The 25,667-nt window shown below is 39.9% G+C and carries 23 protein-coding genes; 20 read left to right on the top strand and 3 right to left on the bottom strand.

Annotated elements, in window-relative coordinates:
- Window positions 1-18: 18 nt before the first annotated feature.
- The 3 genes from IL355_RS05315 to IL355_RS05305 form a co-directional block, all read right to left on the bottom strand.
- Window positions 19-966 carry a hypothetical protein gene (locus IL355_RS05315; RefSeq protein ID WP_192461119.1) on the bottom strand — a complete coding sequence of 316 codons (948 nt, stop codon included), beginning with the start codon at window positions 964-966 and terminating at the stop codon, window positions 19-21.
- Window positions 967-990: 24 nt separating this feature from the next.
- On the bottom strand, window positions 991-1,707 hold the full coding sequence (locus tag IL355_RS05310; RefSeq protein WP_192461118.1) for a DUF547 domain-containing protein: 717 nt from the start codon (window positions 1,705-1,707) through the stop codon (window positions 991-993).
- 130 nt (window positions 1,708-1,837) lie between these two features.
- A complete protein-coding gene (locus IL355_RS05305; protein ID WP_192461117.1) occupies window positions 1,838-2,782 on the bottom strand; it encodes a transporter family protein in 945 nt (314 codons plus the stop codon).
- A 302-nt stretch (window positions 2,783-3,084) separates the two neighbouring features.
- Between IL355_RS05305 and IL355_RS05300 the strand changes: the two genes are divergently transcribed.
- The 20 genes from IL355_RS05300 to IL355_RS05205 all read left to right on the top strand — a co-directional run bounded on the left by IL355_RS05300 (window position 3,085) and on the right by IL355_RS05205 (window position 25,593).
- Window positions 3,085-4,437 carry an NAD(P)/FAD-dependent oxidoreductase gene (locus tag IL355_RS05300; protein ID WP_192461116.1) on the top strand — a complete coding sequence of 451 codons (1,353 nt, stop codon included), beginning with the start codon at window positions 3,085-3,087 and terminating at the stop codon, window positions 4,435-4,437.
- 23 nt (window positions 4,438-4,460) lie between these two features.
- Window positions 4,461-6,059, top strand: coding sequence for a 4Fe-4S binding protein (locus tag IL355_RS05295; RefSeq protein WP_192461115.1), 1,599 nt, complete (start codon window positions 4,461-4,463; stop codon window positions 6,057-6,059).
- A gap of 2 nt (window positions 6,060-6,061) precedes the next feature.
- Window positions 6,062-6,547, top strand: a complete 486-nt coding sequence (locus tag IL355_RS05290; protein WP_192461114.1) for a toxin-antitoxin system YwqK family antitoxin — start codon at window positions 6,062-6,064, stop codon at window positions 6,545-6,547.
- Window positions 6,547-8,952: an alpha-L-rhamnosidase-related protein gene (locus tag IL355_RS05285; RefSeq protein ID WP_192461113.1), complete on the top strand. Its 2,406-nt coding sequence runs from the start codon at window positions 6,547-6,549 to the stop codon at window positions 8,950-8,952. The genes IL355_RS05290 and IL355_RS05285 overlap by 1 nt, the downstream gene beginning before the upstream one ends.
- Window positions 8,952-9,647, top strand: coding sequence for a glycosyltransferase family 2 protein (locus IL355_RS05280; protein WP_192461112.1), 696 nt, complete (start codon window positions 8,952-8,954; stop codon window positions 9,645-9,647). Before IL355_RS05285 ends, IL355_RS05280 begins: the two co-directional genes overlap by 1 nt.
- A 4-nt stretch (window positions 9,648-9,651) precedes the next feature.
- Window positions 9,652-11,136: a cellulose synthase family protein gene (locus IL355_RS05275; protein WP_192461111.1), complete on the top strand. Its 1,485-nt coding sequence runs from the start codon at window positions 9,652-9,654 to the stop codon at window positions 11,134-11,136.
- 88 nt (window positions 11,137-11,224) lie between these two features.
- Window positions 11,225-12,586, top strand: a complete 1,362-nt coding sequence (locus tag IL355_RS05270; RefSeq protein ID WP_192461110.1) for a mannosyltransferase — start codon at window positions 11,225-11,227, stop codon at window positions 12,584-12,586.
- Between the two features lie 308 nt (window positions 12,587-12,894).
- Complete coding sequence (locus IL355_RS05265; protein ID WP_192461109.1) at window positions 12,895-13,497, top strand: GNAT family N-acetyltransferase; 603 nt, start codon at window positions 12,895-12,897, stop codon at window positions 13,495-13,497.
- A 14-nt stretch (window positions 13,498-13,511) separates the two neighbouring features.
- Complete coding sequence (argG, locus tag IL355_RS05260; protein ID WP_192461108.1) at window positions 13,512-14,702, top strand: argininosuccinate synthase; 1,191 nt, start codon at window positions 13,512-13,514, stop codon at window positions 14,700-14,702.
- Window positions 14,695-15,669 (top strand): N-acetyl-gamma-glutamyl-phosphate reductase, encoded by a 975-nt coding sequence (argC, locus tag IL355_RS05255; protein WP_192461107.1) that lies wholly within the window; start codon window positions 14,695-14,697, stop codon window positions 15,667-15,669. The genes argG and argC overlap by 8 nt, the downstream gene beginning before the upstream one ends.
- A gap of 172 nt (window positions 15,670-15,841) precedes the next feature.
- On the top strand, window positions 15,842-16,642 hold the full coding sequence (gene proC, locus IL355_RS05250; RefSeq protein ID WP_192461106.1) for a pyrroline-5-carboxylate reductase: 801 nt from the start codon (window positions 15,842-15,844) through the stop codon (window positions 16,640-16,642).
- An 18-nt stretch (window positions 16,643-16,660) separates the two neighbouring features.
- Complete coding sequence (locus tag IL355_RS05245) at window positions 16,661-17,788, top strand: aspartate aminotransferase family protein (RefSeq protein ID WP_192461105.1); 1,128 nt, start codon at window positions 16,661-16,663, stop codon at window positions 17,786-17,788.
- Window positions 17,785-18,981: a glutamate-5-semialdehyde dehydrogenase gene (locus IL355_RS05240; RefSeq protein WP_192461104.1), complete on the top strand. Its 1,197-nt coding sequence runs from the start codon at window positions 17,785-17,787 to the stop codon at window positions 18,979-18,981. The genes IL355_RS05245 and IL355_RS05240 overlap by 4 nt, the downstream gene beginning before the upstream one ends.
- 348 nt (window positions 18,982-19,329) lie before the next feature.
- The gene (gene proB, locus IL355_RS05235) at window positions 19,330-20,094 is read left to right on the top strand and encodes a glutamate 5-kinase (protein ID WP_192461103.1); all 765 of its coding nucleotides are present in this window, start codon (window positions 19,330-19,332) and stop codon (window positions 20,092-20,094) included.
- A complete protein-coding gene (locus IL355_RS05230; protein WP_192461102.1) occupies window positions 20,091-21,029 on the top strand; it encodes a Rossmann-fold NAD(P)-binding domain-containing protein in 939 nt (312 codons plus the stop codon). Before proB ends, IL355_RS05230 begins: the two co-directional genes overlap by 4 nt.
- Window positions 21,030-21,039: 10 nt before the next feature.
- Window positions 21,040-21,786, top strand: a complete 747-nt coding sequence (locus IL355_RS05225; protein ID WP_449401709.1) for an SDR family NAD(P)-dependent oxidoreductase — start codon at window positions 21,040-21,042, stop codon at window positions 21,784-21,786.
- 1 nt (window position 21,787) lies between these two features.
- Window positions 21,788-22,564, top strand: coding sequence for an acetylglutamate kinase (argB, locus tag IL355_RS05220; RefSeq protein WP_192461101.1), 777 nt, complete (start codon window positions 21,788-21,790; stop codon window positions 22,562-22,564).
- Window positions 22,565-22,566: 2 nt separating this feature from the next.
- Window positions 22,567-23,640 (top strand): M20 family metallo-hydrolase, encoded by a 1,074-nt coding sequence (locus IL355_RS05215; RefSeq protein WP_192461100.1) that lies wholly within the window; start codon window positions 22,567-22,569, stop codon window positions 23,638-23,640.
- A 61-nt stretch (window positions 23,641-23,701) separates the two neighbouring features.
- A complete protein-coding gene (gene argH / locus IL355_RS05210; protein WP_192461099.1) occupies window positions 23,702-24,982 on the top strand; it encodes an argininosuccinate lyase in 1,281 nt (426 codons plus the stop codon).
- A gap of 80 nt (window positions 24,983-25,062) precedes the next feature.
- Complete coding sequence (locus IL355_RS05205) at window positions 25,063-25,593, top strand: hypothetical protein (RefSeq protein WP_192461098.1); 531 nt, start codon at window positions 25,063-25,065, stop codon at window positions 25,591-25,593.
- Window positions 25,594-25,667 lie beyond the last annotated feature (74 nt).

Below are 25,667 nucleotides of genomic sequence, written 5' to 3'. Positions count from 1 at the left end.
GTATTTCTAGTTACTTGTTTAAAATAACGCCCTTAAGCCCAAACTATAAGTCTCTCCCAAGCCTTGAAAACTATGCCCTCTCACAAAATTGTTATAGGAAACCTCAACATTAAGAGCCTTGGTCAATTGATATTTTCCTCCAAACCCGAGGGCCGTATAATTCTGAGAAAAATTATTACCATTAGCATCCGGATTATCATAACCTATAAAGAAAGACTGCTGGGCATTGACAAAAACAGTAGATTTATCCGAAGGAAAATAACTTAGAAAAACACTTAGGGGAACCACCATACTATTGTTGGCAAAACGTTCTCCAATATTATCTTCAGATGCATTGGCAGATGCCCTTTTTTCTCCAAAATTGAAGCCCAAATCGGCTTCTGTAAACAATTGCCATTTATTATTGCCGAACGTTTTATCATAAAAGAACTTGGTTTCCCAAAAATAACTGCGCTTATCCAAATAAGGAGCAGTGGCCACATCTTTAAAAACCGGAATCAAAAAAGAACTTGTAAAGGAGAAATTTCCAATATTGGCAAATGGTTGTACCCTAATGGAAGGGGCAATAGTGGTTAGACCGCTACGAGCATCCGTTTCATTGTCCTCAAATTTAAAAGCCTCCAAGGTTTTGGCTCCATTGTAGGTATTGGCCCTTACCTGAAAGACAAAACCAACATTAATTCTTGAACTATTGCTTACCCCGGTATAAATTTCAGTGGTATTCGTAAAAAAGGTTTGCCTTGGTATATCTACTTTTTCACTACCCTCTAAAGTTTGCTTTGTCTGCGTATATAGACCATTGAAAAACTTAATATCCCATTGTCCTTTTTTTAAAAGTTTGGAGGGTGTGTAGGTTTGAATATTACTTTTTTGCTGGCTGTTACCATCCTCATCTTTCTGCGAATAGGCAATAAGACACCCCAACAACATAATGGGCACCAAGATCTTGTCAAGATAGATTTTCATACTAATTCGGTTAATTTGTATTATTTAATTTGTTTCATTCAGCGTCCAGTCATACGGATAATAGGACACTTTGGCATTTTCAGGCAATTTTTCCATTCTATAGACATCTATAAACCCTTGCAGGGTTTGCCCATCTCTGGTAAAATCTTCTGTATACCATTCAAATATTTGGGAAATTTTGACCTTGTTTTTATTGACTCGGATAAAGTCTTCATTGTTTAAGGCCCTCTCGGTTTGCTTTTGCAGTAGCTGCTCCAAGTTTTGGGGGGTATAGGCATTTGCAATTATGGGCGGACATCCTAAACCGGCACAGACCAAAACAAAATGGAACCTGGGCTCGTTGGGAAATTTGGCACGTAACAAAACATTCTCAATCTCATTTAAGGTACGTTTTTCGCCTCCCACCTCATGTATAGTCTTATCAAAAAACCCATTAATATCCAAGGGGGACTTAACGGGATAGTTTTTCACAATACCCGCTATCACCAATAAATTATATGTATTGATCCAAAAGGATTGATATTCCTTTGGGTTTTCAAATCCTACCCTAACCTCCTTGGCTAGATTTAAAATCTCATCTAATTCTGAGGTATCGCCTTTAATATTTTTATAATCTACCCTGCCCTCTTTTACATGAGCTTGAAAAAAGGCATTGGACTTATGAAAAAATTGATCTAGCGTTCCTTGACCATAATTGGAGAAGGAAATACTTATCACAAGAAAAAGAATAACATTTTTCATATGTATTGGTTTAGTTTTCAATGGGTCGTAACATTTCTGGCAATCTTACTTTGAAAAGACCCAATTCGACCAAAGGAGAGAAAAAGCCCTTGTATCACAAACAAATACAAGGGCACAGCACCAACTAACACTATTGAGCCGTTTTCATGGAGGAAAGCGTACTAAAAGAGTATGTTACCCCTACATTAAAAAAGTTGGTGTCCCCAATATTTCTACCATTTACAACTGTGCCGTAGCCTGCACTCAATCCTAATCCCGAGACCACAGGAACATAGGCAGAAACCCCAAAACGTGTATAGTCTACCTTTGTTTCCGGAAAATTACCGGCAAAACCTGGGCCCATGATATCCACTCCGTCAGAAGAAGTAGACTGGTGGTCCAACCAGGCTTCTCCATAAAATTTAGCGGATGCATATCCTAATTTAAGGCTTCCCAAAAAGGCGTTGGGCACATCATAATCTTCTCCATTATTCACATTAAAATCATCATTGGTCTTTCCTCTAAGACTATAACCGAGAACAACGGTCGTAAAAAATCCTTGATTTAAAAATAAATGTCCACCAAGGTGTAAATTGGTTTTAAAGGCCCCATTACCAATAGCAAGTATGCTGTTCGATTTATATCCGATAGGAATATCAAAACCAAGGGCGGTTATCCCATCCAATCTACCTCCTGCAAAAGAAGTACTAAAAGGCCTGTATTTTGCCGCTATGGAAAAATCCTGAAAGCCAGATTCCTCTGTGTTTCCACTTATTGGGTCGGGAGCACCCTCACCCTTAGCTGAAATGTATAGAGCATTAACAATCAAAGTAAAGGAATCGCTCAACCCATATTTGGCATACAATCCCAAAATGTTTTGGGTTATTTTCTCATGAGCTGGAACAGGTCCTGTTTTTTCTTCGCCCACATAAAATTCGTCATAGGAGGTTCCGGTATATGAGGCCGTAATGGACATATCTCCCTTTGGGCTGTAGAATCCGTCAATAAGGCCCTGGGCATTTAGAGATGGAGCCAAAAGCGCCATAGCTATAATAGGTACAAAACCTAGTAAAAAATTTGCTTTCTGTTTTTTCATCGTCAAGATTTAAGGGGTTAGAATTAAGTTTTGAAAATGATTCTTAGTGAGGTATTAAGATTTAAAAAAGTTTACCTATCGTTTCAAATAGGTACGTAATTCTTAAAAAAAGTACTCTTCTATGCCATAGCATCTACAACACTAAATTTTCATTTTCACAGCAAATAAAAACGTAACTTATCACAATTCTATAACAGAAAACACACAATTATATCCTTATTTAAAACATCTACAAATTAGATTTCTGTGGTAAGATTTTGAATTGTTTCCGACTCAAACCAAATAAAATACATCAAATAGAGATGGAGAAAATAATCATTATAGGAAATGGTATTGCCGGGGTTACGGCAGCCAGACACATACGAAAATTATCGGACAAAGAAATTACGATTATTTCTGCCGAGACAGATTATTTCTTTTCTAGAACGGCTTTGATGTACGTTTATATGGGGCACATGAAATTTGAGCATACCCAACCTTATGAAAATTGGTTTTGGAAGAAAAACAGAATCGACCTTATAAATGGATATGTGGAAAAAGTGAATCCAAAAGAACAATCCTTACAACTACAAAATGGTCAACAAATACCCTATGACCAACTGATTTTGGCAACGGGATCAAAACCCAATAAATTCGGGTGGCCAGGGCAGGATTTAAAGGGTGTCCAAGGATTGGTATCCAAGCAAGATTTAGATGCTCTCGAAGAAAACGCCCCCAATAATAAAGTTTGCAAAAGAGCGGTGGTTGTCGGGGGAGGCCTTATAGGCATTGAACTATGCGAAATGCTACGTTCAAGAGAAATACCTGTTACCTTTATCGTTAGGGAAGACAGCTTTTGGAACGGTGTTTTACCTAACGGCGAATCGCAACTGATCAATGAACATATTAAAGAGCACCATATCGACTTACGATTAGGCATGAATTTAGGTGAAATTCATGGAGATGAAAGCGGCAGGGTGAAAGCCATTACCATTAAGGAAACCGGCGAGGTTATCGAATGCCAAATGGTAGGTCTTACGGCAGGTGTTACCCCAAATATCGATTTTCTTGAAGATTCTGGAATTGAATTGGGCAGGGGCATCAAAGTGAACCGCTATTTAGAGACCAACTTCCCCAACATTTATGCGATTGGAGACTGTGCCGAACAGCACGAAGCTATCGGAAACCGCAGACCTATAGAGGCAGTTTGGTATACCGGTAGAATGATGGGCGAGACCGTTGCCCAAACCATTTGTGGCAACAAAACCAAATACAATCCCGGTCACTGGTTCAATTCCGCCAAGTTTTTAGATATAGAATACCAAACCTATGGTTGGGTATTTAGCGAACGTAATAAAAAAGAGTATGAAAAGCACTTTCATTGGCGGCATCCAGAAGAAAAAGTTTGCATTACCATGGCCTACCACGCCGACACAGATAAGTTTCTGGGCTTAAACACCTTTGGCATAAGAATGCGCCACGAAGTCTTTGATCGGTGGCTGACCGAAGAACGTAGTGCAGACTATGTATTAGAGCACCTAGAGGATGCCAATTTTGACCCTGAATTTTACAAAGCTTACGAAAATCCTATCGTAGCTAAATACAACTCCGATACGGGAAGTCGCATCCAAACCAAGAAAAAGAGCTGGAAAAGAATTTTAAGTCTGGGCGCCTAATACCAACCCTAAGAAAAAATACTATGAGCAATACAATAGATAGAAGCATGGCCCTAACAGGCGAACCTCCAAAGGCCCTGAACTTAAACCAGAAACTTGCCACCCTATTTGGGATGGGCGGAATGGGTATCTTAATTTTGGCACTATTTAATATCAATTTCCAAAACCGTGGTCTTTGGCTTACCCTTTCCCTTTTGGCCATTAGTGGCGGCATTATCTGGTTCACCTTTGCTTCTTACATCCATAAACAACCAGGTATTAAAAACGATGGGGTTATGTTCAAATCCATTTCAAGTCGTGGGTTTTGGGGCTGGATTGCAGGTATTGCGCTCACAGGTTTTTACATTGTACTTTATTTTTACCCGCAGTATCTAGGTCTTACCAAAGACGGAGACAATACCGGCTTAATTGCTCTATTTGACCCTTTGAGCAAATTATTGAGTGGCAACCCCGCCAGCCAATGGTTCGTTTATGGCACGCTTTATACTGTGGCCATTCTTGCATTCGGAATCAAGTTTTTGTACAAATATCGCCATAACGCCTATGAAAGGCTGCGCACCATTAGCGTTATGTTTTTTCAAACCGCTTTTGCTTTTTTGATTCCTGAATTAATGGCAAGGCTAAATGGAGAAGGCTTTTCCCTACCCTATTACGATCTAAAGAACATTTGGCCTCTCAATTATTATAATTTTGAGCGCTATCGTGTGAATAGCTTTATCGATGCCGGCGATATTGGCTTGGCACTATTGATTTTTGGAATTCTTTCCATCTTTGTCATCACCCCCATTCTCACCTATAAGTACGGGAAACGTTGGTATTGCTCATGGGTTTGTGGCTGCGGCGGATTAGCAGAAACGGCAGGAGACTCTTTTAGACAACTTAGTGACAAAAGTCTGTTTGCTTGGCGCGTCGAAAGGTGGGTCGTACATAGCGTAGTGGTGTTTGTAACCCTTATGACCACGGCTGTAATTTATTCCTACCTAGGTAACGACACCAGCAAATACTGGCTAACAAAAACAACTTTCTTAATAGGTGTCGCCACTATTTTAACGGCCATTTTCGCTTGGGTGATGATATACAAAAGAGAGCAACTGAAAAAAGATGCCATCTATGGGGCCGTTGGTTATTTTGTAATCATAATTGCCTTGATTGGTATACATTTTTTCAGTGGAGATGGCAATGTGTTTCTATTTAAATCTGAAACCTTAAGAAAAACCTATTCCTTTTTAATAGGAAGCATTTTTTCGGGTGTGATCGGAACTGGATTCTATCCTATTTTCGGAAATAGGGTATGGTGCCGCTTCGGTTGCCCCATGGCCGCCATCCTAGGTTTTCAACAACGCCTTTTTTCAAAATTCAGAATAACCACCAATGGCGGACAGTGTATTTCATGCGGCAATTGTTCTACCTACTGCGAAATGGGTATCGACGTTAGAGCTTACGCCCAAAAAGGTCAAAATATTGTGCGCTCAAGTTGTGTGGGTTGCGGTATCTGTTCTGCGGTGTGCCCTCGAGGTGTGCTTAAATTGGAGAATGGCCCTACAAAAGGTAGAATCAACAGCCAAGATGTTCTTTTAGGCAATGATGTAGATTTAATGCAATTGGTAAATGAAAATAAATAATCATGTTTAAAAAGGTTTTATTAGGGATATCGTTTTTCTTGCTTTGTTCATTTCAAAGCACCACCAACGCCATCTACACCAGAACCTTTTTTGATTCGGGAAAAATAAAATCGGAAGGTTGGTTGAAAAATGGAATAAAAACCGCTTTTTGGAAGATGTATCATAAAAACGGAAAGGTAGCTTCTGAGGGTCATTTTAAGAACAACCGAAAATCTAAATACTGGCACTATTTTAATGAACAGGGGCAATTGGTTCAAGAAGGTCACTATGCCTACGGAAAAAAGAACAACTGGTGGTTATTCTATGATAAAAATGGATTTGTCAACCACAAATGTCAGTTGAAAAACAATGTAAAGAACGGCTATTGCCTAAAGTATAAGAACCAGAAACTAACATCGGCAGAAAAATACGAAAATGGCAAAAAAATAAATGAATGGTTTAGTTTTGGTAGTTTTAAAAGAGATAATAACCTCGCCAAGTTAAAATAATGAAATTACAATCTGCGCTTTCCCTCTTCCTGTTTTTACTTTGCCAAAATTTGTGCGCCCAAAAAGAGCTCAATTTTCCAGAGATACAATATCCCCCTGATGATATTAAAGCGAATTGGGTAAGTCACCCAGAAGTTAAAGGAGGCGAAGATGTTACAATTCTATTCAGAAATGAATTTACTCTTGAAAATACAGAGAATGATTTTATCATTAATATCTCGGCAGACAATCACTACTTTCTTTACGTAAACGACAAAATTGTTACCCACGGACCCCAGCTTAGCGACATTAAGCATTGGAAGTACGAAACCCTAAACTTAAAACCTTATTTAAAAAAAGGTGAAAATGTAGTTGCCGTAAAAGTACTTAACTATGGTAAAAGAAGGTTCTACGGCCTACAATCGATTTTTACGAGCTTGATGGTGAACGGCGTCACTGAAAATGCCCGAATTTTGACTACTACTGGAAAAGGGGATTCTTGGAAATGTACTATTGACCAATCATATGAAGCCATTGAGGTAAATTGGCGAGGTGGGGGCCCCACCTCTATCGTTGGCGGTTTTTATGCCAACAACCCTACTGATTATGTAAATATGAATTTGCACCCTACAAACTGGAAAAAACCAGATTTTGATGCAGCAGATTGGTCAGCTACCTCTTTTTTTGAGGGTGCCAGTAGTATGGGTGGCTCTATGGCCTATTTGCTCGAACCTAGAAACCTTCCATTACTAACATGGGAAGAAGAACCTATCGGAAAAATTGTTAGACATACTGAAAACATAAATTCCATGTTCCCTGAAAAAGGAGCTTTGAATATTCCGGTAAATACCAAAATGACCTTTCTTATAGATCAAAAATATGTGACCAGTGGTTTTCCCCAATTGGTTTGGAACGATGGTAAGAATGCCAGTATCAAAATAAAGTATGCCGAAAATTTATTCGGAAAAAACAATGAAAAAGGTGACCGTAATGAGATTAAAGGTAAAACCCTACTGGGCTATTACGACAGTATCGTTTCAAACGGGTCAAAACATCAAAAGTTCACACCCAACTGGATGCGTACTTTTCGCTTCATAGAGTTCGAGATAGAGACCAAAGACCAAGAATTGAACCTAGAAAGTTTTGTCAACTATCGTTCGAGAACACAAATACCCTCAATAGCCCGATTTGAAACAGACAATGAGCTTTACAATAAAATCTTTGATATCTGCAAACGAACGATTGATATATGTACGCAAGACTATTTTTTGAGTGATGCTTATTATGAAACCATGCAGTATGTAGGCGACACGAAAGTGCATGCCCTTCTTTGGCAGGCTATGAGCGGTAACTTGGAACATACAAAAAATGCCATCGAACAATTTCACCAATCTCGAGATTCCGAAGGCAATATTTTAGGAGCCTATCCATTAAGGTCAACCTTTATCTATCCCACTTATTCTTTGATTTGGGTAGATATGGTGTATGACTACTTCGAGCTTACAGGGGAAATCGAATTTATTGAAAAATATAAAAACGGAATAATACATACCCTCGGGGGATTCGAGAAAAACATGAATGACTTAAATCTAGTCAAAAAGACAAAATATAGATATTTCGTAGATTGGTATACAGGACCAAATAATGGAGGTGGCACGGCTACTAAAAACGATGGCGAGAATTCCGCCGTTGTTAGCCTACACTATGTTCATGCCCTCGAAAACGCGGCTAAGATGTTCGCTGCCATTGATGACAACCATCAGGCCGGCCTTTTTCAAACTCGGGCCAATGAAATTAAATCATCTGTCTATCAGCTTTGTTATGATCAAACAAGGCAAATTTTTGCCGAACGACCTGACAAAACGGTTTTTGATCAACATACCAATATCATGGCTGTATTGACTAATGCCCTTCCTAAAGAGCAACAAAAAGAATTACTATCAAAAATTCTTGAGGAGAATGCTTTGTTACAGGCCACCTATTACTACCGATATTATCTTTTTAAGGCCATTCAAAAAGTAAGGGCACCAGAACTCTTCGCCATCGCTCAAGAACCTTGGTCGAATATGGTCAAAGATCATATGACCACCGTGTTAGAAAGGTTTGAAAGCCAAGAAAAACCGACACGCTCAGAGGTACACCCTTGGAGCGCTTCCCCTGCCTACTTTTACTTCGACTTTTTGGCTGGAATACAATCGGTAAAGAACAATTTTGAAGAAATAATTATAAAACCGGCATTCGGAGAATTAAAAATAATGGAGGGAGAACTGCCAACTGCAAAAGGTTCAATTGGCTTTCGTTTAAAAAAATCAAAAAACAACCTGCAGGCCGAACTGAACATACCAAAAGAAATGAAAGGCAACTTAGTTTGGAACGGTACTACCGTTCCGTTAAAACCAGGCCTTCACATATATAAAATGGATTAATGACGCAAGCAGATATTAAAGTTATCATTCCCGCTTTTAACGAAGCGGATTCCATTGCCAAGGTCATTGATGAAATACCTGATATCGTTTCTGAGACCATTGTGGTAAATAATAATTCATCGGACGAAACCGAAGCTCGGGCTAAAGCCGCAGGCGCTACCGTATTATCGGAAAAAAGAAAGGGGTATGGTTATGCTTGTTTAAAGGGAATGGATTATGTGGCGTCGCAATCCAAAACACCCGATATTATCGTATTTCTCGACGGAGACTATTCAGACTACCCAGAGGAATTGACTAAATTGGTGGAACCCATATTATTACAAAATTTAGACTTTGTAATTGGAGCACGAGTTAAACGGCTCAGGGAAGAAGGAAGCATGACTCCACAGCAAATTTTTGGTAATTGGCTGGCTACATTTTTAATGAAATTGCTTTTTGGGGCAACATTTACCGATTTAGGTCCGTTTAGGGCTATAACTTACCCTAAGTTATTGTCTTTGAACATGGAAGACAAAACTTATGGTTGGACAGTGGAAATGCAGCTAAAGGCACTTAAAAAGAAATTGGCATATACCGAAGTACCAGTACGTTACAAAAAAAGAATTGGTGTCTCTAAAGTATCAGGAACCGTAAAAGGTAGTATATTTGCGGGCATAAAAATATTAGGTTGGATTTTCAAATACAGCATAAAATAAGTCTATGGGATTAGTCATCTCTTATATCATCTTAGCCATCTATAGCGTTGCGCTTTTATTGATATTTTTCTACAGCTTGGCACAATTGAATCTACTGGTCAACTATTTGGGCCATAAGAGACAAAACCAGACGGCTCCAAAATTCAATCTCTTAGATGCAAAGGAAATTCCGCATGTTACCATACAACTTCCCGTGTATAACGAAGAGTATGTAATGGGTAGACTTTTGGAAAATATTTCAAAAATTGAATATCCAAAAAGTAAACTTGAAATTCAAGTCCTCGATGATTCTACAGACGAATCGGTGGTAGAAACCGCTGCCAAGGTAGAGGAGCTTAAAAAATCGGGACTTGATATAAAGCATATTAGAAGAACCAACAGAAAGGGCTTCAAAGCAGGTGCTTTAAAAGAAGGACTGGAAATTGCCAAAGGAGAATATATTGCCATTTTTGATGCCGATTTTATGCCTTCTGGCGACTGGCTCAAGAAAACGGTCATTTATTTTAAAGATCCCGAAATTGGCGTGGTCCAAACTCGTTGGGGCCATATCAACCGTGAGTACTCCACCCTAACAAGAATTCAAGCTTTTGCCTTGGACGCCCACTTTACTTTAGAGCAAGTAGGCAGAAATGCAAAGGGCCATTTTATCAACTTTAATGGAACAGCAGGTATCTGGAGAAAGGAATGTATTCTTGATGCCGGTAACTGGGAAGGTGATACCTTGACCGAAGACCTTGATTTGAGCTACCGTGCCCAATTGAAAAATTGGAAGTTCAAGTATTTAGAGGATGTAGAGACACCTGCAGAACTTCCTGTGGTGATCAGTGCGGCCCGTTCCCAACAGTTCCGATGGAACAAAGGTGGCGCGGAAAACTTCAGAAAATCCGTTATGAGCGTTATCAGTGCCAAAAACATTTCGTTCAAGACCAAATTTCATGGTGTCATGCACTTATTGAACAGTTCTATGTTCTTGTGCGTGTTCTTGGTTTCCATATTGAGTATCCCTGCGATGTACATCAAAGCCTTGTATCCGCAATTCGATATTGTTTTTAACCTGTTAAGCTTTTTCGTACTTAGTACTATAATCTTATTTATTTGTTATTGGTTTACCTATAAAAGTATACAGGGCAGTAGCTTTGATAATTTTGTAGACTACATTAAGCTATTCTTTACCTTCTTCTCCGTTGCATTGGGCTTTTCATTGCATAATTCCATTGCTGTTTTAGAAGGTCATATTGGAAAGCGAAGCGAATTTGTGCGCACCCCAAAATTCAATTTAAACAACCTAACGGACTCATGGAAAGGCAATAAATACCTGACCAAAAAACTTTCTCCCAACATGATTTTTGAGGCCTTGTTAATGTGCTATTTCCTATTTGGCATGTACAGTGCTATTCCGTTAAATGATTTTGGTTTGTTTCCATTTCACTTCATGTTGTTCCTTGGTTTCGGTTTTGTTTTTACCAAGTCTTTGACTGCCAGAGCTTAAATAGAAAACATTTAGGGTGCTGAAAAATTAGGTAACCAATTCCATCTATTTTTAGTATTTTTTCGGTTGCAACCAAACTCAGCTTTTGATGTCCAACCCTATAATACGATACTGGAAACTACATAAGATACCCATCTTGCTCGCTTTGCTAAGCTGTATTTTCTATTATGTATTTGCCTATCAATTAATTCGAACGGATTTTGTAAAGCTCATTACTCTTTTTGCAGCTTTATTCTTTATATGCCTACGATTGGTTCGGTTTGAAAAATGGAACCTTAAGTTTTTGGCCGTCTGTGGGGTTATTTTCCGCTTGATTTTTTTAATGGCAGAACCCAATCTTTCGCAAGACTATTTTCGTTTTATTTGGGATGGCCATCTCGTTTCACAATTTCAAAACCCGTACTTGTTATCACCGGACGCCCTAATGGAACAAGGTTCAAAACTTATACCCAATGCAGAACTACTCCACCAAAGTATGGGAAGTTTGAGTGCCAAACATTACAGCAATTACCCACCGGTGAATCAATTGTTTTTTGCCTTGGCTGCACTTTTTGGCGGACAGAGTATTTTTAATTCCATTTTGGTCATGCGCTTTAGTATCATTTTGGCCGATTTGGGTATTCTCTACTTCGGAAGAAAATTATTGAAGAACCTCAACCAGTCACCTCACTTGATATTTTGGTACTTTTTAAATCCTTTGGTCATCATTGAACTCACGGGAAATTTACATTTTGAAGGCGTCATGATCTTTTTCTTTGTATGGGCCTTGTATCTAATTTCTATAAAAAAGTGGATTGTAGCCGCACTACCTTACGCCTTTTCCATATGTGTAAAATTGGTTCCCTTACTTTTTCTGCCACTTTTCCTGAAATATTTCAGCATAAAGAAAAGTGTATTTTTCTATGCTTTGGTGGTTTTAGCATGTACCCTTCTGTTCATTCCATTTTATTCAAGCGAATTCATCAGCAACTATAGTGAAACCGTAGGCTTATGGTTTTCTAACTTTGAATTTAACGCTGGTATTTATAATCTTGTCAAGTATACCGCCGTTCAATTTGACGCCAAACCATGGGAACTTATAAAAACCTACGGCACCATTACGCAAGTTCTTACTGTTCTGGTGATTCTAGCCTTAGCATTTCTGCGTAAAAACGAAAAACTTCCGGTATTGGCCAGTTCAATGCTATGGGCATTAAGCTTTTACTATTTTATGACCCCCACGGTGCACCCTTGGTACGTTATTTTTCTGGTAGTACTAAGTTTGTTTACCGAATACCGGTTCCCCATAATTTGGTCAGCAGCTGCAACGCTTAGTTATTTTGCTTATTCCAGGGCTGATTTTCAGGAAAATGCGTGGTTGTTGACCCTTGAATATTCTTGCGTATTTGGATTTATGCTTTATGAGATTGTTAAATTAGGTAAGCTCAAATTAATTTTTCGTAATAATTAATACAGAATTGTTGTGTTTTAAATGTAAACATGTACATTTGAATCACGATGAAAGTACCACAATACATATTTATTCAAATGAGCAGCAGTGCTCCGGTACGTCCGTTTCGCATCCGTCGTCGCCCGTAAGGGTGCATTTCTATCTATGGGATTAGGTGAGTCCATTCCCGCAACTTCAAAAAATATTTTATTTCAATTTAACTGCCAGATATAACATTTGGTTGTAAGCCTATTTATTTTCCCCCAGAAATAAGCCTGTAACCCTAACCAATTAAATAAAAAACAGATGGCGACAAATAGTACTCTAAAATGGAAATCGATTTGAAAGACAAAATAGAAACTGTAGAAGAGCGTGCCTCAACGTTTTGTGAGGAAAACGGCATAGAGGTCGTTTTTACCCACGAAATGTCTACGGAACAAATGGAAGAGATTTCAAAAAGAACGGAGAAATATCCAAACATGTACAACGCCAGTTTACAAACTTTGGAAAACAGACTCAAGAACGGATGCTTTCTATTGATGAAAGACGAACAAATACTGGGGCACATTTTTGCACACAAGCACGTGGTGGACAAATATGCTGTTTTTGAACGGTCCTCTTTATGGGTGCATCCAGACTACAGGACCCATAATTTAGGTTTTTTACTAATGCATAACCTTACTTCTAAATACACCTCTGACTTTGTTATTTCCATTGCGCAGGAACCAAGGGTACACCACAACAATGAACTTTTGGGCATGAAAAGAATTCCTTTGTCAGAACTATCCCCTGTATTGATAGAAGCACTGGAAAAACTAGGAAAATTAAGGGACGAAGTAAAATATAGGTACTACGTAAATCCCCATTTTGAAAAGAAAATTCATCAGTTCAACAAAATATTGAACAACCAGAAAAATAAAAATTTAAGTTAGAAAGCGATTATAAAATGAAGAAATTAGTTTTAGCCTACAGCGGCGGATTAGATACCTCTTATTGTGCCAAATACCTCTCCAAAGAAAAAGGTTTTGATGTACATGCCGTAAGCGTAAACACAGGAGGATTCTCCAAAGAAGAGATTGCAGAAATCGAGAAAAAAGCGTTAGAGTTAGGGGCGAGCTCGTACCTTTCTATTGATGCGGTGGAGACCTTTTATAACAAAGTGGTAAAATACCTCATCTTTGGTAACGTACTAAAAAACAACACTTACCCACTTTCTGTTAGTGCAGAGAGAATCGTACAGGCTATTGAAATCGTTCACTACGCAAAAAAAATAGGCGCCAATTATATTGCCCACGGTAGTACAGGTGCCGGTAATGACCAAGTACGATTTGATATGATTTTTCAAATCATTGCTCCGGATATTGAAATTATCACTCCCATTAGAGACAATAAGTTAGCAAGGGAAGAAGAAATCAAATACCTTCAAGAAAACGGTGTTGATTATTCTTGGGAAAAAGCCAAATACTCTATCAATAGGGGACTTTGGGGGACATCTGTTGGTGGCGAAGAAACCCTAACTTCAGAAAAGCCCTTACCGGACTCAGCTTATCCTAGTCAATTACAGGAGAAGGAGCCCCAAGAAGTAAAGTTGACCTTTGAAAAAGGGGAGTTGGTAGCTATAGACGGAGAAAAAGATGCTCCCGTCAACAATATCATAAAATTAGACGCCTTGGCCAGCAAATATGCCATAGGGCGCGATATTCACGTGGGCGATACCATCATCGGTATTAAAGGTAGAGTAGGTTTTGAAGCTCCTGCATCGCTCATCATTATCAAGGCGCACCATTTGTTGGAAAAGCACACCTTGACCAAATGGCAACAGTTTCAGAAAGAACAGCAGGGCAATTTCTATGGCATGCTTCTGCATGAGGGCAACTACCTAGACGCTGTTATGAGAAACATCGAAGTTTTCTTGACCGATACCCAAAAGACCGTTTCAGGAGATGTATTCGTAGGGCTCTACCCTTTCCAATTTAGATTAAACGGAATTTCTTCTAAACACGACCTGATGAACGCTTCTTTTGGCAGCTACGGAGAAATGAACAAAGGCTGGTCTGCAGATGATGCCAAGGGCTTCATTAAAATCCTTTCCAACTCGGGCAAAATTTATAACCACGTAAACCCAAGTGATGATTAAGGCAGGTATAATTGGTGGTTCGGGGTATACGGGTGGTGAATTGATCAGAATTCTTTTGAACCATCCGCAAGCGGAAATTGATTTTATTTTCAGCACGACAAGGGCAGGTAAAAAACTGACCACTGCACACCCAGATTTATTGGGAACTACCGATATGGAATTTACAGGAAAAGTAAATCCTGAGGTGGATGTAGTTTTTCTTTGTCTGGGACATGGCAATTCTGGGCGATTTTTAGAAGATCATCAATTTTCAGGTAATACCAAGATTGTTGATTTGAGCAATGAGTTCCGTTTGGAAAACGATTCGGTTTTTCAAGGTAAGCAGTATGTTTATGGACTTCCGGAGTTAAGAAAAATAGAAATAGAAAAGGCAAATTACATTGCCAATCCCGGTTGCTTTGCAACGGCCATTCAATTGGCCTTGCTTCCTTTGGCAAAAGCAAGCAAACTTAACAGCGAGGTGCATGTAAATGCAGTGACCGGAAGTACCGGTGCAGGAGTAAGTCCTTCGGCTACTTCCCATTTTAGCTGGAGAAATAACAACGTAAGCTGGTACAAGCCTTTTACGCATCAGCATTTGGGAGAAATTAACGAGAGCCTTCATTCTTTGCAAAAAGATAGCGGCGAACTCTTTTTTCTTCCCAACAGGGGAAATTTCACCAGGGGAATTTTAGCTACCGCCTATACTAAGTTTGAGGGTAGCCTAGAGGAAGCCAACAACTTGTTTAAAGAGTTTTATTCGGATGCCCTTTTTACTCAAATTGCTGAAGAGCCCCTTAATCTAAAGCAAGTGGTGAACACAAATCAGTGCCACATTCATTTGCACAAGTACGATGATACGCTATTGATAACTTCGGCCATTGACAACTTGTTAAAAGGAGCCTCTGGGCAAGCGGTACAGAATATGAACCTGATGTTTGGACTAGAAGAGGGTTCAGGATTGAATTTAAAGGCGGGAGTGTTTTAGGAGTTGTTTGATTTGAGTACAGAGATTTGAGTAGTAAGTATTGAGTTAGGAGTTAGGAAATATTTAAACAGGTATTTAAGACATAAGACTTAGGACATAAGACAAATTACTTGTCATTTAACGAACAACCATCAACCATTAACCATTAACCATTAACGAAGAAAGAGCAGCCATGAAAATAGCCATAATAGGGGTAGGTAATTTGGGGCTATCCATAGCCAAGGGAATTCTGAATTCCAACGGAACTACCAGTTTATATTTGACCAAGCGCAATCTTGAGGAAATTAGGGAATACGATACGCACGAGATTGTAACCCTAACTACCGATAATCGCGAAGCGGTGAAAAATTCGGATATTCTTATTTTGGCAGTTCAGCCCAGTCAACTAGAAGAGTTATTGAACAATTTTAAGGATTTGTTGACCGAAGACCACGTGATTATTTCTACCATTACAGGCTATAGCATTGAAAATATGGAAGAAATTTTGGGCAGTAATCACAACATCATCAGGAGTATGCCCAACACTGCTATTTCCGTGGGCCAGTCCATGACCTGTATTTGCAGCAACAAAAAGGGAGAAGCAAAATTAGAATTGGCAAAGTCAATTTTCAATCAGATGGGACACTCCATGGTCATCCCTGAAAACCAAATGCAAGCCGCCACGGTTATCTGTGCCAGCGGAATCGCATTTTGGATGCGCTTGATCCGTGCCACCACTCAAGGCGCGATTCAATTAGGTTTTGACGCCAAGGAAGCACAAGAACTGGCCATGCATACCTGCAGCGGTGCCGCCAATTTACTCATTGAGTCCAGTAGTCACCCAGAGGAAGAAATTGACAAAGTAACGACCCCAAAAGGTTGTACCATACAAGGGTTAAACGAAATGGAGCACCAAGGATTGAGCTCATCGCTCATTCAGGGAATAGTGGCCTCGTACAACAAAATCAGTAGAATTAAAGAAAATCAGCTTTAGCCCAAATTAAGATAGAAAATGAAATTATTTGATGTTTATCCTCTTTATGATGTTACTCCGGTAAAGGCTGAGGGCATTGTAGTAACCGATGACAAAGGCCAATCCTACCTCGATTTTTATGGAGGTCACGCAGTTATCTCCATTGGTCATTCGCATCCACATTATGTAAAGCGAATCAAAGACCAATTGGACCGTATTGGTTTTTACAGCAACTCGGTTCAAAATCCGCTGCAGGAAGAATTGGCTGCAAAGCTCGGGAGACTTTCGGGTTGTGAAAATTATAATTTGTTCTTGTGTAACTCTGGAGCAGAGGCGAACGAGAATGCTTTGAAATTGGCATCTTTCCACACCGGAAAATCACGTGTGGTCTCCTTTAAAAATAGTTTTCACGGAAGGACCTCCGCTGCGGTTGCCGCTACGGACAATCCAAAAATCAATGCTCCCATCAACCAACAACAGAAAGTTACCTTCTTGGATTTTGGGGATTTGAATGCCCTAGAGGCTGAACTTTCAAAAGGCGACGTATGCGCGGTAATTTTGGAGGCCATACAAGGCGTTGGTGGTCTGGACGAACCTACAACCGATTTCTATCAGAAAATTGCGGAAGCCTGTAAAAACAATGATGTGGTTTTGATTGCCGATGAAGTACAATGTGGCTTTGGAAGAAGCGGAAAATTTTTCGCCTTTCAACATCACAATATTGAACCGGATATTATTTCCATTGCGAAGGGCATGGCCAACGGTTTCCCTGTAGGTGGTATTCTTATTCACGTAAAAATTGAAGCATCCTACGGACTATTAGGTACCACTTTTGGCGGCAACCATTTGGCTTGTGCAGCGACTTTGGCTGTTCTAGAGGTTTTGGAGAATGAAAGCCTTCCTGCCAATGCGGCCAAATTGGAAAACTATTTCCGGGCCAACGCTGCTGAAATTCCGCAGGTAAAAAAAGTGAAGGGAAGAGGTTTAATGCTTGGTTTGGAGTTCGATTTTGAAGTGGCAGATCTGAGAAAAAGACTTATTCACAATCAGCACCTATTCACAGGTGGCGCAAAAGACAAACATGTTTTAAGAATATTACCTGCCCTAAATATTACCGAGGGGCATATAGACACCCTATTTAACGCCCTTAAAAAAGAATTGGCATGAACCTATTGTTAAGTTTAAAACAGCGAAATGCCGTGCTTTTGAATATGGCGAAACTGCTTGATGAAGAAAGGGAAGCCATCCTTTTGGCCAATAAAAAAGATATGGATGGTTATACCGGAGGCGATTTGGCAATGCACGACCGATTAAAGGTAGACATTGCCAGGATTGACGGAATGATTCTTTCGTTGAATCAACTGGCAAATGCCAACGACCCCTTAGGTATTGAGCGTTTTAACTTTACCCATGAAAATGGCATGCGCGTAAGCAACAAAACCGCTCCCTTTGGCACCATATTGATTATTTATGAATCAAGACCGGATGTGACTATCGAAGCAGCCGGAATCGCTTTTAAATCGGGAAACAAAATTTTACTGAAAGGCGGTAAAGAATCACTCAACAGCAATTTATTATTGGTACAACTTTGGCATAAAGCCTTGGAAGCAAATGATACCACTAGAGAATGGGTTGGGTATTTGGAATTTAACCGAACCCAAACCCAAGAATTTTTGGAGAATCCTACGGAAAAGGTCGATTTGATTGTGCCCCGTGGTGGTGAAAAACTCATTGCTTTCGTTAAGCAACACGCCACCTGCCCCGTTATCGTAAGCGGAAGGGGAAACAATTTTGTATATGTAGATTCCGATGCTGATACGGAAGTTGCTTTAAAGGTCATTCTCAATGCAAAAACCGCCAAGATTTCAGCTTGCAACGCTTTGGACAAGGTATTGATAGCCTCGGGATTACCGAACAAGCAGGAGTTTATTTCCGAATTGATAGCCAAGCTGAAGGAACACGAAGTGGAAATTATTGCCGATCAAGCGATTTCCGAATTTGAAGGAACTACTCCCATTATAGACCCAAAAGTATGGTATGAGGAGTTCTTGGATTATAAGATTGTTCTCGGTCTAGCCGTAGACTTAGATGATGCGATTGAACGAATTAACAAATACAGCGGAGGGCATTCCGCTTCCATAATTACCTCTAATGAGGAAAAAGCCGATTATTTTATGACCCGAATTGACTGTGCAGCGGTTTATCACAATGCTTCCACTAGATTTACAGATGGAGGTCAGCTTGGTTTGGGCGGAGAATTGGCCATTAGTACGGACAAACTCCATCAACGTGGACCAATCGGATTACAACATTTGGTAACAAACAAATGGTATGTAAAAGGTAGTGGGCAAGTTAGGTGAGTTAGGAGTTAGGAGTTAGGAGTTAGGAGTTAGGAGTTAGGAGTTAGGAGTTAGGAGTTAGGAGTTAGGAGTTAGGAGTTAGGAGTTAGGAAAATTATGAATAGGGACTTAAGACGTAGGACATAAGACAGATTACTTATCATTTAACCTTCAACGATGAACCATCAACCAACAACCAACAACCAGATAAAAATGACGTAGGACTTAGAAGGTAAGAGGTAAGAGTGATGAGTTTGTAGTTAAAAGTTACTAGATGTGAGAATTGAGAATTTTTTTTCTTACCATCAACCAACTGTCACATCGAGCGCAGTGGAGATGAACCATCAACGAACAACCAGCAACCAAAAAATGGGAAAAAAACGCATTTTACTAAAAATAGGCTCCAATACGCTTACGAAGGAAACCAACCAGATTTCCCGAGGTAAGCTAGAAGATATTGGAAGGCAAATATCACAATTGAAAAACGACTACGAATTTGTGGTTGTTAGTTCTGGGGCGATTGCTGCGGCCAAGCAGTTTGTAAAACTGGAGCATAACGGTAAAGATATTTTGGTAAAGCAGGCCTTAGCGGCCATTGGGCAGCCCCATCTAATGCGCATGTTTCAAGAGAGTTTTAGAGAATTGGGGCTATCGGCGGCGCAATGCCTTTTATCGTATTCCGATTTTGAGAATCCGAAGTCCAAAGCGAACATCAAGAATACCATCGATATTCTGGTAGAGAACAATATCATACCGATTATCAATGAAAACGATACAGTAGCTGCGGACGAGATTCAATTTGGCGACAACGATAAATTGGCTGCTTTAACCGCATCACTTTTAAAAGTTGACCTATTGATCATTGCTACCAACACCAATGGAATTTACACCAAGCAATCCATGGAAAATGGAAGTCCGGTGACCATCAACGAAGTTTCTGGTCTCGCTGGAATCAAAAAAGAAATAGGCAGTTCAAAATCCACCCACGGTACGGGCGGCATGGCTTCAAAAGTACAAGCGGCCACCATTGCCCAAAAAGCGAGCATTGAAACATGGATCGTGAACGGTCTCAACGATAATTTTATTACCGACGCCTTTTCAGGCAGCACAAATCATACGAAAATAAAGATATGAAACACTACCTTTCCGTAAATGACATCGACTCCTTAAACGATTGGGTCAACGAAGCAAGAGAACTGAAAAAAGAACCTAAAAAATTAAAAACTCTGGGCGAAGGCAAGACCATTGGCCTCCTATTTTTTAATAACAGTCTTCGTACCCGCTTAAGCACCCAAAAAGCCGCCATAAACTTAGGCTTGGACGTGATTGTCATGAATTTTGGCAGTGAGGGATGGGCCTTGGAATATGTCGATGGTACGGTAATGGATCAAGGCACATCGGAACATATAAAGGAAGCTGCCCAAGTAATTTCTCAATATTGCGATATTGTAGCTATAAGGGCTTTTGCCGGACTTACCAACAAAGAGGAAGATGAAGCGGAAATTGTTCTCAATGGGTTTAAAAAATATGCTTCCGTTCCGGTGGTGAATATGGAAAGTTCTGTAGGCCACCCATTACAGGCCTTGGCAGACGCCATAACCTTAGCTGAACAAAACACTAAAAAAAGGCCTAAGGTAGTCCTTTCGTGGGCCCCGCACCCAAAGGCGTTACCGCATGCCGTGGCAAATTCTTTTGTACAGATGATGCAATTACAGGAGGCTGATTTTGTCATTACCCACCCTGAGGGTTATGAATTGAATCCTGAAATCAGCAAAGACGCGATTATTGAGCATGATCAAAAGAAAGCCTGCGAAGATGCCGATTTTATCTATGTAAAAAACTGGAGCAGCTATAATACCTATGGTCAAGTTCTGAACCAAGATAAAAATTGGACCATGACCAAAGAAAAACTCGGAAAAGCCAAATTCATGCATTGTCTACCGGTAAGAAGAAATATGATAGTGGCAGATGAAGTTTTAGATAGTGACCAAAGCTTGGTAATAGAACAGGCCAACAACCGAACCTACAGTGCTCAGATAGTTTTAAAAAAAATATTGGAGAACAACTAAGACTTTTGAAATCGGCAAATTAGAAAACAAAGTGTGTATTGTAACCGGTGCCACCAGTGGCATGGGGCAAGCTATTGCGCAAAAATTTGCTTCTGAGGGAGCCTATCTGGTTTTATCGGGTAGAAATGAAGCCAAAGGCAACGCCTTGGCACAAAGTCTGCCCCATTCCATCTTTTTGGCTGGTGATGTAGGCAAAGCCGAATACAATAGAGAATTGGTAGAGAAAGCTATTCAAAATTTTGGCAGATTGGATATTGTATCACTTAATGCCGGAATTTTAGGTCTGGGAAATGTAATCGAACTTTCAGAAGATTTGTGGAACAGAACCCTCTCAACCAATTTGAGCAGTATTTATCTGCTTGCTAAATTTGCCATTCCCCATTTGAAAAAAATGAAGGGTACTATTTTAATTAATGCCTCTATAGCAGCTTTTAAAAGTTTCCCCAACCACCCCGCTTACTGCGCATCCAAAGCAGGGGCTGTAGCATTGATGAAACAACTGGCGGTAGAATATGCCCCGGATATTAGAATCAACGCCATTTGTCCGGGACCGGTGGACACCCCACTTTTGTGGAATTCAGCAGAAGCTTTCGAAAACCCGAAAGAGGCCGTAGCCGATGCAGAAAAAACAACTTTGCTAAAAAGATTGGGGCAACCGACAGATATCGCCAACCTAGCCTTATTTTTGGTTTCCCAAGAAGCCTCTTGGATTACCGGAACGGCCATGACCATTGATGGTGGAATATTAAACGCATAACATGAAAAAACTATCCATAGTTAAAATTGGCGGCAACGTCATCGAAAATAAAGCCGAGCTTACTAAATTCCTGAATAATTTTGCGCTATTAAAAGGACCTAAAATTCTGGTTCATGGAGGCGGAAAGTTGGCCACTCAATTGGGCAAAAAACTAGGAATCGAATCTAAAATGATCGGAGGTCGCCGTATTACCGATGATAAAAGTCTTGAGCTCATTACCATGGTCTATGGCGGACTAGTCAACAAAAATATTGTAGCCGAACTGCAATCGCTCAACTGCAATGCTATTGGGTTTAGCGGTGCCGATGGTGATACTATACAAGCGCATAAACGTCCCGTGAAAGACATTGATTATGGTTTTGCCGGTGACGTGGACGGCGTGAGTTCAACCACCATCAAAAAACTATTGGAGGCTGATTTAACCCCTGTTTTTTGCGCGATGACACATGATGGAAAGGGGCAGCTGCTCAACACCAACGCAGATACTATCGCCTCGGAATTGGCGATTGGCATGAGCGGAGTCTACGAGACCACTTTGTATTATTGCTTCGAAAAGAAAGGTGTTTTGATGGATGTCAATGATGACCAATCGGTTATAAAACATATCGACAGTTTGTCATACCAAACCCTTTTAGAGAAAAAAGTAATAGCAGATGGCATGTTGCCCAAAATGCACAACTGCTTTCATGCCCTGAAAAAAAATGTTCATCAGGTACGCATAGGCGATATAGAAATGCTACACCCCAATGCAAATTTATTCACCACTCTTACCCTTTAACAATGCAGCAAAAAGAACTGACCGAAAAAGCTATCGAGCTCTTAAAAGAACTTATTTCTATACAATCTTTTTCTTCGGAAGAAGATAAGACCGCTGATGCCATTGAAAATTGGTTCAAGTCGTTCAACATTCCGTTTCAACGTCATTTGAACAATGTGTGGGCAGTGAACAAGCATTTTGTCGAAAGTAAGCCTACCTTGCTTTTAAACTCGCATCACGATACCGTAAAACCCAATTCGGCCTATACCAAAGACCCTTTTCATCCGCATATTGAAGATGGAAAATTATATGGTTTGGGAAGTAATGATGCCGGCGGAGCGCTAGTTTCACTAATTGCTACGTTCACGCATTACTATGCAGAGGAAAACCTGAACCATAATATTTTAATGGTAGCGTCGATGGAAGAGGAAAGTTCAGGACCCAATAGCCTACGAGGACTTTTACCCAGACTTCCCCATATTGATGTGGCCATTGTGGGCGAACCTACTTTATTGGATTTGGCCATAGCCGAAAAAGGTTTGGTAGTTTTTGACGCCAAAGTGAAAGGCACTCCTTCGCATGCGGCTCATCCTAACGATAATAATTCTATTTACAACACCATTGAAGTGTTGGAGTGGTTCAAGAATTTCTCGTTTCCAAAAGTATCAGAAGTGCTAGGCCCCGTAAAATTGACGGTTACCCAAATCAATGGAGGTTCACAACACAATGTGGTGCCGGCGGAGGTAGAGTTGGTAGTTGACGTTCGAGTCAACGATAAATATACCAATGCCGAAATAGCGGAAATTCTGAAGAAAGAAGCTCCTTGTGAACTTCAAGAACGTTCGCTAAAACTTAATTCTTCGGCCATTGACAAAGACCACCCCTTGGTGAAATCAGGTATTGCCTTGGGCAGAAAAACCTATGGCTCCCCCACCCTATCCGACCAGGCGGCATTAACTTGCCAATCATTAAAATTAGGCCCTGGGGACAGCACGCGTTCACATTCGGCAGATGAATACATCTACGTTAAAGAAATTGAAGACGGGGTAGATTTGTATATTAAATTGTTGAAGGGATTTCTTTTAAATAACAATTAACAATAACCAATTACCAATAAGCATTGTTCATTGCTAACTGATAATTGTAAACTGACTAAACATGAAACTCTGGGATAAAGGATTCAGTACTGATAAAAAAATAGACCATTTTACCGTGGGCAATGACCGCGAGCTCGACTTATTGCTTGCCAAATATGATGTGATCGCCTCTAAAGCGCATGCTAAAATGCTAGGAAAAATAGGCTTGTTGACCCAAGAAGAAACACAATCCCTTATCACGGAATTGGATGCCATTGCGGAAACCATTGAAAAGGGAGAGTTTACTATTGAAAATTCTTTTGAGGATATGCATTCCAAAATTGAATACGTACTCACTGAAAAATTGGGCGACACCGGTAAAAAAATCCATACAGCACGATCAAGAAACGATCAAGTTCTGGTGGCCATGCACCTGTATTTAAAACATGAACTATCGGAAATAAAAAGTCAGACAAAAGAGCTCTTTGACCTGTTACTGCAATTGGCCGAGAAATTTAAAAACGTGCTTCTCCCAGGCTATACCCACTTGCAGATTGCCATGCCATCCTCTTTTGGGCTATGGTTTTCCGCTTATGCCGAAAGTTTGATTGATGACCTCTTTTTCATTGATGCCGCTTACAAGGTTGCCGACCAAAATCCGTTAGGGAGCGCTGCTGGTTACGGAAGCTCCTTTCCAATAGACCGAAGCTTCACCACCCAAGAAATGGGTTTTGAAACCCTTAAATACAATGTGGTGGCAGCCCAAATGGGACGTGGAAAAGTAGAAAAGGCTACCGCTTTCGGCATGGCCAATATTGCAGCCACTTTATCCAAACTCTCTATGGACGTTTGCCTCTATATGAGCCAAAACTTCAATTTTATCTCATTTCCGGATGAATTAACAACGGGCAGCAGCATCATGCCGCACAAGAAAAACCCCGATGTTTTTGAATTGGTTCGTGGTAAATGTAATAAGCTACAAAGCATACCGAATCAATTGACCTTGGTCATCAACAATTTACCTAGTGGATACCATCGTGATTTACAATTGGTGAAAGAAATTATTGTTCCCGCGATTCAAGATATGAAGGCCTGTTTAGAAATTTTGACCTTTAGTTTGAAAGAGGCGAAAGTGAACGATGACATTCTAAGCGATCCTAAATACGATTATCTCTTTAGCGTTGATACCTTGAACGAACTGGTACAAAACGGAATGCCTTTCAGGGATGCCTATAAAAAAATGGGAATGGAAATTCAAGAAGGTACTTTTGAACCCAAAAGGGATATTCACCATACCCATGAGGGCAGTTTGGGCAATTTATGCTTGGATGAGATCAAGAAAAAAATGGAGTTATTATTCTAATAATTTCAGTTTCCCTAGAATCAGGGATACGAGAATAGGTTGAGGGAAGTATGTTTGTCTCATCATAATAAATCGATCACATGAAATCTATTTTTGTATCCTTAGGTATTCTCTTTTTATTGGTGTCTTGCAACCAACCATCTGCCGAAAACTATTTTGACCGAACCACCTTAAACAGTAATAAACTTGTAGGTTTTGGCAGTGTTGACTTCGATAGATACACACAGCTTCAAGAAACAGGTCAACTTTTTAAACTTACCAATGGTGAAATGGAAAAGACCGATAAAATTTCGGAACATATCACCACCTACATCATTCCAGATATTGAAAAAAACATTGAACAGATTAAAGAATTAAAGTCTACGGAAGAAACCGAAGAAATGATTGTCAAAAGTCTACGCCTTTTCAATTATGTCAAGAACATTTATGAAACAGAGTATTTAACCATTGCAAATATGATGGACAATGGTAAAGAGGTAGATGAAATTAATGAAGCTCTGTCACTAATGAACAGTGTAACACTTACAAGGTTTTTAGTTCTTCGAGAAGAATTATGGGAAGTCGCGCTACCTTACGCAGAGGCCAACGGGATTGAAGTGAAAACTTACTAAATTATATACTGCTAACTACCTTATTCGCAAACGAAGGAAAAATAAAAGACAAGCTTTCTTAAATTAGCTGCGGA

The sequence above is a fragment of the Euzebyella saccharophila genome (assembly GCF_014855495.1).
GTDB classification, from domain to species: Bacteria; Bacteroidota; Bacteroidia; order Flavobacteriales; family Flavobacteriaceae; genus Euzebyella; species Euzebyella saccharophila.
This window is presented reverse-complemented; position numbering and strand designations above follow the sequence as displayed.

Excerpts from the sequence above, each read along its gene's own strand:
- IL355_RS05315 (WP_192461119.1), bottom strand. The coding sequence starts at position 966 with ATGAAAATCTATCTTGACAAGATCTTGGTGCCCATTATGTTGTTGGGG.
- IL355_RS05310 (WP_192461118.1), bottom strand. The coding sequence starts at position 1,707 with ATGAAAAATGTTATTCTTTTTCTTGTGATAAGTATTTCCTTCTCCAAT.
- IL355_RS05305 (WP_192461117.1), bottom strand. The coding sequence starts at position 2,782 with ATGAAAAAACAGAAAGCAAATTTTTTACTAGGTTTTGTACCTATTATA.
- IL355_RS05300 (WP_192461116.1), top strand. The coding sequence starts at position 3,085 with ATGGAGAAAATAATCATTATAGGAAATGGTATTGCCGGGGTTACGGCA.
- IL355_RS05295 (WP_192461115.1), top strand. The coding sequence starts at position 4,461 with ATGAGCAATACAATAGATAGAAGCATGGCCCTAACAGGCGAACCTCCA.
- IL355_RS05290 (WP_192461114.1), top strand. The coding sequence starts at position 6,062 with ATGTTTAAAAAGGTTTTATTAGGGATATCGTTTTTCTTGCTTTGTTCA.
- IL355_RS05285 (WP_192461113.1), top strand. The coding sequence starts at position 6,547 with ATGAAATTACAATCTGCGCTTTCCCTCTTCCTGTTTTTACTTTGCCAA.
- IL355_RS05280 (WP_192461112.1), top strand. The coding sequence starts at position 8,952 with ATGACGCAAGCAGATATTAAAGTTATCATTCCCGCTTTTAACGAAGCG.
- IL355_RS05275 (WP_192461111.1), top strand. The coding sequence starts at position 9,652 with ATGGGATTAGTCATCTCTTATATCATCTTAGCCATCTATAGCGTTGCG.
- IL355_RS05270 (WP_192461110.1), top strand. The coding sequence starts at position 11,225 with ATGTCCAACCCTATAATACGATACTGGAAACTACATAAGATACCCATC.
- IL355_RS05265 (WP_192461109.1), top strand. The coding sequence starts at position 12,895 with ATGGAAATCGATTTGAAAGACAAAATAGAAACTGTAGAAGAGCGTGCC.
- argG (WP_192461108.1), top strand. The coding sequence starts at position 13,512 with ATGAAGAAATTAGTTTTAGCCTACAGCGGCGGATTAGATACCTCTTAT.
- argC (WP_192461107.1), top strand. The coding sequence starts at position 14,695 with ATGATTAAGGCAGGTATAATTGGTGGTTCGGGGTATACGGGTGGTGAA.
- proC (WP_192461106.1), top strand. The coding sequence starts at position 15,842 with ATGAAAATAGCCATAATAGGGGTAGGTAATTTGGGGCTATCCATAGCC.
- IL355_RS05245 (WP_192461105.1), top strand. The coding sequence starts at position 16,661 with ATGAAATTATTTGATGTTTATCCTCTTTATGATGTTACTCCGGTAAAG.
- IL355_RS05240 (WP_192461104.1), top strand. The coding sequence starts at position 17,785 with ATGAACCTATTGTTAAGTTTAAAACAGCGAAATGCCGTGCTTTTGAAT.
- proB (WP_192461103.1), top strand. The coding sequence starts at position 19,330 with ATGGGAAAAAAACGCATTTTACTAAAAATAGGCTCCAATACGCTTACG.
- IL355_RS05230 (WP_192461102.1), top strand. The coding sequence starts at position 20,091 with ATGAAACACTACCTTTCCGTAAATGACATCGACTCCTTAAACGATTGG.
- argB (WP_192461101.1), top strand. The coding sequence starts at position 21,788 with ATGAAAAAACTATCCATAGTTAAAATTGGCGGCAACGTCATCGAAAAT.
- IL355_RS05215 (WP_192461100.1), top strand. The coding sequence starts at position 22,567 with ATGCAGCAAAAAGAACTGACCGAAAAAGCTATCGAGCTCTTAAAAGAA.
- argH (WP_192461099.1), top strand. The coding sequence starts at position 23,702 with ATGAAACTCTGGGATAAAGGATTCAGTACTGATAAAAAAATAGACCAT.
- IL355_RS05205 (WP_192461098.1), top strand. The coding sequence starts at position 25,063 with ATGAAATCTATTTTTGTATCCTTAGGTATTCTCTTTTTATTGGTGTCT.